This is a genomic window from Candidatus Binatia bacterium (genome assembly GCA_036493895.1).
In the GTDB taxonomy this organism is placed as follows: Bacteria; Desulfobacterota; Binatia; order UBA1149; family CAITLU01; genus DATNBU01.
Genome location: DASXOZ010000004.1, coordinates 1 through 8,309, shown reverse-complemented (window position 1 = coordinate 8,309; position 8,309 = coordinate 1). Strand labels below are relative to the sequence as shown.

The following is an 8,309-nucleotide window of genomic DNA, read 5'->3' as shown; positions in this document are numbered from 1 at the left end:
TGCCCGTGCGGTCCATATGCGTGACCTGCACGTTGGCGGTCGTGTTCGCGTCGGCCAGGAACGTCAGGCCCCCTTCCGAGTACTTGCGGAGGCTCTGCACCGTCAGCGGCATCAGGTTGGGCACGACGGCACTGATGTTGTTCGCATTCGTCTGCAGGAGCGACTGGACGTAGTCGGGAATCGTCAGGACGTTGCTCCCGGCGCCCAGATACACCGTCTTCGTGGTGTCGCTGATGAGCCAGGGCATCGACTGGAAGCTGCCGTAGACGCGGAGCTTGCCGGGGCGGGTCAACTCGCCCTGATAGATGGCATCGCGGCGTCCTGCGTGCGTGCCCCAAACGTCTCCGAACCATCCCCGATGCTCGATGGAGGTCGAGAAGTTGTCGAGGAACAGTCCGTTCGACAGATCGCGGAACTGGTTGAAGCGCGCGCTGTCTCCGGTGAACGTCGTGCCGCGGCCGCCCAGATCGAAGGATCCGCTGGTCGTCGTCCCGATGTCGGCGGGCGTCGCCGCCTGGGCCGGTGCGGCCGCCGCTGTCGTCTGCCGGTCGGCAGCCTGGGGAGAAGCCGCCACCGAGGCGGAGGCGACACACAACACGAGGAACGTGCAAGCCGCAGTGCGCATAGGTGCTCCGTCAGCGCAGGAAGAACTGGCCGACCGGATGCGTCGACCCGTGAATCTGGATGTGACAGTTCACGCAGCCGCGATTCTCGAGCTGCGGCTTCGTCAGCTGGGTCGCGTCATAGAGGGTGCTCGGATGACGCGTGGAGATGTGGCACCGCTGGCAGAGCAGCGGAAGTTTCGCCACGAGCATGCTGTCGTTCTGCGAGCCGTGCGCGTCGTGACAGGTCACGCAGCCCTGCCGGACTGGGGGATGCTCCCACAGGAACGGACCGCGCTTGTCGGCATGGCACGACGTGCACAGGTCGTTCACCGACTCGCCCTTCTTGAGAAGCTTCACGTTCGTGGCGCCGTGCGGGTTGTGACACGTCGAGCAGGTCATCGAGCCCTCGGCCACGGGCATGTGCGACTGCCGCTCCATCTTCGTGACCTTGTCGCGATGGCAGGTCGCGCAGAGCTGCATCTCGGTCTTCGCCTTGAGCTGCGCGGTCTGCGACTGATAGCTGTGGACGCTGTGGCAGGTCGTGCACGCGAGTCCGCGAGTTTCGTGTTTGCTGCCGTCCCAGAGCGCATGCTCGCCCCGGCTGTGGCAGGTCAGACACGTCGCGTTGACGTCGCTCGCCGGCAGCTTCTTGAAGTCCTTGACGGGCTTGTGCAGCGGATCCTCGGCGTGCTCGCTCCCCGGCCCATGACAGGTCTCGCAGCTCTGCTTGGCCGCCGGCGTGCGCGGATCCATCGCGCGGTGATGCGGGCTCTTCTCGTAGCCGGCCTTCTGGGCCTCGTGGCAGCGAAGACACGTCTCCTCACCAACGTAGGTGCCCGTAGTTGCGGCCTGGGCGGCTGCGGCAGGCGAGGGATTTTTCGGGGTCTGCGCGGAAGATTTCTGGGGGGCTGGCGGCGGCACTGTGCCCGCAGCCGCCCGGCTGCGGACGACGCCAAACGCCGCTAACCACATGCAGATGCTGCAGATCAGCCATCCAGTGGCGAACGGTGCGCGGGATTGAAATGACTTGGGCACGGGCTACCCCCGGTTAACGATCACCAGCTGTAGAGCAAGCGCCCTGCCAGGTGCAGAACAGCGCAGCGTTGGCAACTGTGCAGATGAGACCGACGGAGCCATCGGGCTGACGCGAGCCCGGAATTGTCTCGGCGATTCTATGCCGGAGCTGCGCTTTGAACCTACGCATATATGGGCTTCCCGTAATCGCACAGGCGTCACAACTCCGTCGTGTCGGGATCATTGCCCTCGAACTCGGGCCCGATGTCGGACCGATCAGGCTCGCCCTCGATCCCACCTTGACGTGCCTCGGCGAACTCGAGCCAGTCATCGCCGAACAACTCCACCGGATGCTGGGTCCGCACCGTCCCGTTGCCGCAACCGAGGTCGTTCGCCGGACACAGCCGGTCGCAGCCCCAGCAGGTTCGGTCGGGATGTTTCGGATGGAGGAATGCGGCCTTCATAATGGTCTCGCGTGCGATCGGTCGGCGGCGGCGTCGGCACGGTCTTCTTCCTCTGTGCCAGGCACCGCCGCCTGCAGGGTCGTTGCGCGACCTCGGCGATGGCTAACTACTTCTTGCCGCCGCAGCAGGTGCAATCGGGTCCGCAGCAGCACTGAGTCGTTCCCGAGCAGCAACAGATGCGGTCAGTTTTCGTTCGTTTCATAGCCGTCTCCTGGTCGAGACACAGTGCAAGGTCAATGCCCGTTGGGCATGGTGAAATCGGCCTGAATTCAGCGGCTGTCGTGGCGGCCGGGACGAACGACCCCGAATTCATTCACGTGCGCCCCGAAAAGATTCGGGGCGGCCTTTCAGCGGCGCTCGGTTTTGTCGGTGGGGCGACGGTTGGTCGTGTCGATGCGATGCACCAGGAGCGCGAGCGCGGCACACCCGGCGAACAACACGCCGGCGGCGATTGCAGCCGGCCCCGCGATCGAGCGATGACCGCGGAGGAACTGCTCGAGCGTGGCGGTGAGCAGCCACATCTGAACCATCAGGACGACGGCCATCAGCGCAAGCGCGCCGTCGATCGCGACGAGCCGCCGCTTGCGATCCGAAGGGCGCGGCTCAGTCATGGGCGATCTCCGTCTGCATGCCGACGGCGACGAGGTCGTCGCCGTGACGCTCGAGCGTCACGCGCGGCAACGGTCGCGGCGGGGGACCCGCGACCACGGATCCGTCCGCGACTGCAAACACGCCGTGATGGCACGGGCACTCGAGCTGCCGACGTGATGCGTCATACACCACGGCGCACGACAAGTGCGTGCAGACCTGGCTATAGGCGACATAGGTCTCCTGGCCGGTGCGAATCAGCAGGCAGGGATCTTTTGGCGTCGGATACGCAAACAGCTTCACGCCGTCGACCGGCACGTCTCCGGCCTTCGCGATGACCGCGGGCGGGAACGCCGGCAGGCGCTCGACGAATCCCTTGACGAGAATCCAGAGGTTGCCGGCAAACATGCCGAGGCTGGTCAGCGTCAGGAATTTCGCGAATTGACGACGGCCGACGTAGCGTTCGTCAGCGGCGCGAATCGAGAACTCGTCGCGCCACAGCGGATCGGTGCTCATGCCCGCGCCTCCCACATGTAGTCCGCGACGTCGATGGACACCTCGTCGACGCCCACCGGAGTCATCATGAACACCTTGGTCTTGACCGTCTCACGCCCGAACTGAAACGTATTGGTCGGGACCTCACGACGCTCGCGCGCGATGGTCTCGGGCGTGGCGAACGTGAGCGCCTGACTCGGGCAGACCGTGGCGCACATCGGCTTCTTCCCCACCGACGTGCGGTCGTAGCACATGTCGCACTTCATCATCAGCTCGCGCTTCGGATGAAGCTTCGGAATGCCGAAGGGACAGGCGAGCACGCAGTTCGCGCACCCGATGCACCGTGGTTCCAGCGCCGACTGCACGATGCCATCGTCGCCCTTCTTGATGGCATCGGCCGGGCAGACCTCGGCGCAGGTCGGATCCTCGCAGTGGAAGCAGACGTAGGCCGCCGTCGCAATGCTCTCGCGGCGGTCGACGAAGTCGAAGTTGATCATCGAGACGCCGCGATGCGTCTCGCACTCCTCGCATGCATTGAGGCACGACTGGCAGCCGATGCAGCGCGACGGGTCGACGAAGAACTGCATTTCAGACACGTGATGCTCCGGTCGCAGTCGGCAACTGCGCATGCGCCTGACCGGCCTTCGCCAGCCGGCACGCCGAGACCTTGAACTCGGGAATCTTGCTGCGCGGATCGATCGTGCGATGCGTCAGACGGTTCGCGCTCTTGTCGCCGGCCCAGTGATACGGGATGAAGACGGTGTCGGGCCGAATCGTCTTCACGACCGCGCAGGGCAGCGTCAGTTCGGTCCGCCTCGTCGTGACCGTGACCAGGTCACCGGTGTCGACATCGAACGTCGCTGCCAGCCGCGGGTGGATCTCGACGCGCGGCTCGGGGTACTGCTCGACGAGCGCGCCGATGCGCCGGGTCTGCGTGCCGGAAAGGTACTGACTGACGACGCGTCCGGTCGTGAGATACACGGGATAGTCCGCATCCACGGGATCGCCGCTCTCGCGCCACGGCGTCAGCTGGAAGCGGCACTTGCCATCGGCGTGCATCGACACGCCGCCTTCGAAGAGCCTCGGCGTGCCCGGATGATCCTCGGATGGGCACGGCCAGAAGACGCCCATCTCGCGATCGAGCCGTTCGTAGGTGATGCCGTAGTAGTCGGCGATACCGCCGCGTGACGCCTCGCGCAGCTCCTCGAAGATCTCCCGCGGCTCGCGATAGGGAAAGTACTGACCCTTGCCCAGGCGCGCCGCCAGGTCGCAGAAGATCGACGCATCGCCGCGCGCGTTCCCGGGCGGATCGACCGCCTTGCGGATGTGCACGACGCGGCCCTCGGCCGTGCAGACCACGCCTTCTTCCTCTTCCTGCAGGCTCCCGGCCAAGACGACGTCAGCGTGCTGCGCGGTTTCGGAGAGGAAGAAGTCGATCACACCGAAGAACTCGAGCCGCTCGAGCGCCTCACGCGTAAACGTCGCATCCGGCAGCGAGACGAGCGGATTGAAGCAAATCGACAGCAGGCCCTTGATCTCGCCGCGATGGATGGCCTCCATGATCTCGACGGCGGAATAGCCGGCGCCCGGTAGCTCCTCCGGCGAAATGCCCCAGACCCTCGCGACGTGCTCGCGCGCCTTGGGATCGTCGATCGACCGCTGCCCGGGCAGCTGATCGCATTTCTGGCCGTGCTCGCGCCCGCCCTGCCCGTTGCCCTGGCCGGTGATCATCGCGCAGCCGGATCCCTCGCGGCCGAAATGGCCCGTCGCCAGGCACAGATTGATCGCAGCCGAGCAGTTCTCGACGCCCTTCGAGTGATGCTCGAGCCCGCGCGCATGAAGCAGGATGGCCCGCTCCGCCTTGGCGAACATGTGCGCCGCACGCTCGATCGCCTCGGGCGGCACGCCGGTTCGTTCGGCAACGGCGCGCGGATCGTACGGCTTGACCGATTCGGCCACGGCCTCGAATCCTGTCGTGTGCGCTTCGATGAACGCGCGGTTCTCGAGCCCATCGCGCAGCACGATGTGCAGCATCCCCATCAGGAGCTGCAGATCCGTGCCCGGCCGCACCGGCAAGTAGAGATCCGCATTGCGCGCGATCGGCGTGAACCGCGGATCGACGACGATGAGCTGGCCGCCGCGATCGCGGCAGCGCCAGATGTAGCTCGTCGTGATCGGCGCGCACTCGCCGACGTTGGCCCCGATGACCAGGAGCACCTGCGCCTTCGGAATGTCGCTCCACGGAATCGGGCTGCGATCGGCGCCGAACGCCGGCTTGTAGGCCGTGCCGGCCGACACCATGCAGAGCCGGCCGTTGTAGTCGATGTGCCTCGTCCCAAGCGCGACGCGCGCGAACTTGCCGACCAGATACGCCTTCTCCGTCGTGAGCGACGCGCCGCCGTAGACGGCGACCGCGTCGCGGCCATATTTCGCCTGAAGCTCGCGCAGACGACGCACCGTCGTGCCGAGCGCCTCGTCCCATGTGGTGGGGCGGAAGCCCGCATCCGTGCGCATCAGCGGATCGAGCAGACGATCGGGATGACCGCTCTGCAGGTAGCGCTTGACGCCTTTCGGGCAGAGCATGCCCTGGTTGAACGGAAACTCTTCCCACGGCTCGAACCCGACGACGCGATTGTCGCGGACCTTGAGTTGAATGCCGCACTGCTGGCCGCAGAAGCAGCAATGCGTCTTCACGAGCTTGTCGGGCGCGTGCTGCGATTCGTGCTGCCAGCCGCCCGCCGGCTCGAAATTCAGATGCGGCCCGAACTGGTCGCGGATCGCGTCGGCGCTGCCCGGTACTTTGGCCATCTCAGGCGGGTCCCTTCAGGCGCAGCTGCGCACGCGCGAGCGCCTTGCGCTTGCACGGCGGACAGAGATCCTGCCACGTGCCGCCAGCGTCGAGGCGATAGTCGAAGCCGACTTGGGGCAGGACACGCGCGAGGTCGTCCACGTGCATGCGCGAGGCAAACGGCTCGCCGCAGCTCGCGCATCGTGCCTGTTCGCCGGCGGCGCCGATCTCGCGATAGAGCTTCACGCCGACCTGCGCGGGCCGTTGGAAAATGTGGAAGAACTTGCCGAACGGCAGATACAGCAACCCGGTGATCACGGTAATCGCGTGAAGAATCGCGAGAAAGCTGTACGCCTCGCCTTCGAGCCACCACTGCGAGGCCGTCAGCGCCAGGCCCGTCACCGAGATCGCAAACAGCAGCACCAGCGGGAAAAAGTCCGCCGCGAAAGTCTGGATTGCCATCGGACCCTCGTCGCGCAGGCGCCGCCACAACGCGAGGGCGATGCCGCCGAGCACCAGAATGGCCGCGATGTCCAGCCCGTGGAAGATGAGCGCGGCGGTGATGGTGCCGAGCCGGAAGCTCATCACCGGAAAGCCGAAGACGTGCGTGACGTACGTCATCTGGTCGACCGGCGTGCGGAAGTAGATCCACCCGAAGACCAGCGGAAACGTGATCGCGACGGCCATGATGCAGCCCCAGAACAGCAACTGATGCATCACCCACCGCATCGTCGATCGCTGCCGGATGAATCGCTGCTCGACGAGCTGCGTGAACGCCAGAGCCACCAGGCGGGCCACCGCACGCAGCGGGCCGCCTGATCCGAAGAGTTCCCAGCCGCGCTCCCAGTAGACGCGGGTCGGCGGCTTATCGAGCCAGACGCTGTAGTGGTAGATGACGCCCCACGTCGCGAAGATGACCGCGAAGGTGTAGATGACGAGCGCGGGGTCGAAGGTCTGCAGATTGCGTGAGCCGGCGACGATGGCGGCGACGAGGAGGCTCGTGCCGAAAGTCGCGCGCACCCCGGCCCGGATGCGATCGGCGGCGCGCCGAAGATCGGGCGGGAGCTCCGTGGCTTGCGCCGCTTCTGCCGTGAAGAAGGTCGCCCGATTCAAGCGCCACAACGCCAGCGCGGCCGCGGCCAGGAGCACGAACGCCGGCCAGACGACACCGAGCTGATCGCGCGACACTCCGAGCAGGAGCGGTGGAAAGAATCCGCCGAGGCCGCCCATCGCGCCGACCAGACCGGTGACGGTGCCGGTTTCCGCGGGAAAACGCTCGGGCACGAGCTTGAAGACCGCGCCGTTGCCAAAGCCCAGAAGCGCCGCACAGCCGAGCGCGCCGACGGTGAATGGGATCATCGACGGCCAGGACAACAGCAGCGCGAACGGCACGACGCCGGTGAAGACGCCGTTCAGGACGCGCGCGCCGCCGATGCGGTCGGCCAGCCATCCGCCGGCTGGACGACAGGCGGTCGCGAGCACGACGAAGCCGGCCGTGCGGAAGCCGGCGTCGGCAGGCGTGAGGCCGAACTGGTCTTTGAGCAGCGTGGGCAGATAAATCGAAAAGGCGACGAAACCGCCGAACGTCAGGAAGTAGAACCCCGACAGGACCCAGGCGAGCGGCGCTCGGCGAAGAACGCCCACCGTCTCAGCAAGCGTCCGCGTCGGCCCACGAGCCGGCGCGTTCTTGGCGGCGGCCGCGAACACGACGGCCCATACGACGAGCAGCACCGCCACGGCATCGAACACGCGCGGCCATCCGATCGAGGCGGCGACGACGGGGCCGAGGAAGACGGCCAGCGACTGGCCGATGTTGCCCATGCCGTAGACGCCAAGCGCCGTGCCCTGCCGCGCGCGCGAAAACCACGGCGACACGAATCCCACACCGACGGCAAACGACGAGCCGGCCAGGCCGAGGAAGAACGCCGTCACCAGCAAGGCGCGATAGGACGCCGCGACCGGCACGATGGCGACCGGGGCGGCGACGATGGCCATGAGCGCCGCAAACACGACGCGACCGCCGCGACGATCCGTGAGGATCCCGAGCGGGACACGGGCAATCGATCCGAGGAGCACCGGCACGGCGACGAGCAGTGCGACTTCGGTGGCGGTCAGGTGATAGAGCGATCGAAACGTGGGAGCGAACGCGCTGACGAGGCCCCATGCGGTAAAGCACACCGCAAAGGACACCGTGCCGAGCACAAGTTGACGGGTCGCGCCGGACTCTGGCGCGGAGCTGGTGGTCATCGAGGCAGGCAATGGAGCAAGCGGCATGCCGAACGATCGGAGCTCATATTGCCACATAGCCAAGGCGAAGGAACGGTCTACGAAGAGCGCGCGCGGAATAGTTCGGGT

At 66.3% G+C, this 8,309-nt stretch carries 8 protein-coding genes; all 8 read right to left on the bottom strand.

Going from position 1 to position 8,309, the window contains the following annotated elements; all coding sequences use genetic code 11:
* The coding region (locus VGK20_00175) for an MtrB/PioB family outer membrane beta-barrel protein (protein HEY2772440.1) at positions 1 to 625 on the bottom strand (625 nt) is incomplete at its 3' end.
* A 10-nt stretch (positions 626 to 635) separates the two neighbouring features.
* A complete protein-coding gene (locus VGK20_00170) occupies positions 636 to 1,526 on the bottom strand; it encodes a DmsE family decaheme c-type cytochrome (GenBank protein ID HEY2772439.1) in 891 nt (296 codons plus the stop codon).
* A 311-nt stretch (positions 1,527 to 1,837) separates the two neighbouring features.
* A complete protein-coding gene (locus VGK20_00165) occupies positions 1,838 to 2,083 on the bottom strand; it encodes a DUF3079 domain-containing protein (GenBank protein HEY2772438.1) in 246 nt (81 codons plus the stop codon).
* 347 nt (positions 2,084 to 2,430) lie between these two features.
* Positions 2,431 to 2,694 (bottom strand): DUF6755 family protein, encoded by a 264-nt coding sequence (locus VGK20_00160; protein ID HEY2772437.1) that lies wholly within the window; start codon positions 2,692 to 2,694, stop codon positions 2,431 to 2,433.
* A complete protein-coding gene (locus tag VGK20_00155) occupies positions 2,687 to 3,187 on the bottom strand; it encodes a Rieske 2Fe-2S domain-containing protein (GenBank protein ID HEY2772436.1) in 501 nt (166 codons plus the stop codon). The genes VGK20_00160 and VGK20_00155 overlap by 8 nt, the downstream gene beginning before the upstream one ends.
* Positions 3,184 to 3,753 carry a 4Fe-4S dicluster domain-containing protein gene (locus VGK20_00150; protein HEY2772435.1) on the bottom strand — a complete coding sequence of 190 codons (570 nt, stop codon included), beginning with the start codon at positions 3,751 to 3,753 and terminating at the stop codon, positions 3,184 to 3,186. The genes VGK20_00155 and VGK20_00150 overlap by 4 nt, the downstream gene beginning before the upstream one ends.
* Position 3,754: 1 nt before the next feature.
* Positions 3,755 to 5,974 carry a molybdopterin oxidoreductase family protein gene (locus VGK20_00145; protein HEY2772434.1) on the bottom strand — a complete coding sequence of 740 codons (2,220 nt, stop codon included), beginning with the start codon at positions 5,972 to 5,974 and terminating at the stop codon, positions 3,755 to 3,757.
* A 1-nt stretch (position 5,975) separates the two neighbouring features.
* A complete protein-coding gene (locus VGK20_00140; GenBank protein ID HEY2772433.1) occupies positions 5,976 to 8,201 on the bottom strand; it encodes an MFS transporter in 2,226 nt (741 codons plus the stop codon).
* Between the last annotated feature and the right edge of the window lie 108 nt (positions 8,202 to 8,309).

What these genes read in the sequence shown, in the direction of transcription:
- VGK20_00165 (HEY2772438.1), bottom strand. Translation starts at nt 2,083, where the DNA reads ATGAAGGCCGCATTCCTCCATCCGAAACATCCCGACCGAACCTGCTGG.
- VGK20_00160 (HEY2772437.1), bottom strand. Translation starts at nt 2,694, where the DNA reads ATGACTGAGCCGCGCCCTTCGGATCGCAAGCGGCGGCTCGTCGCGATC.
- VGK20_00155 (HEY2772436.1), bottom strand. Translation starts at nt 3,187, where the DNA reads ATGAGCACCGATCCGCTGTGGCGCGACGAGTTCTCGATTCGCGCCGCT.
- VGK20_00150 (HEY2772435.1), bottom strand. Translation starts at nt 3,753, where the DNA reads ATGCAGTTCTTCGTCGACCCGTCGCGCTGCATCGGCTGCCAGTCGTGC.
- VGK20_00145 (HEY2772434.1), bottom strand. Translation starts at nt 5,974, where the DNA reads ATGGCCAAAGTACCGGGCAGCGCCGACGCGATCCGCGACCAGTTCGGG.
- VGK20_00140 (HEY2772433.1), bottom strand. Translation starts at nt 8,201, where the DNA reads ATGACCACCAGCTCCGCGCCAGAGTCCGGCGCGACCCGTCAACTTGTG.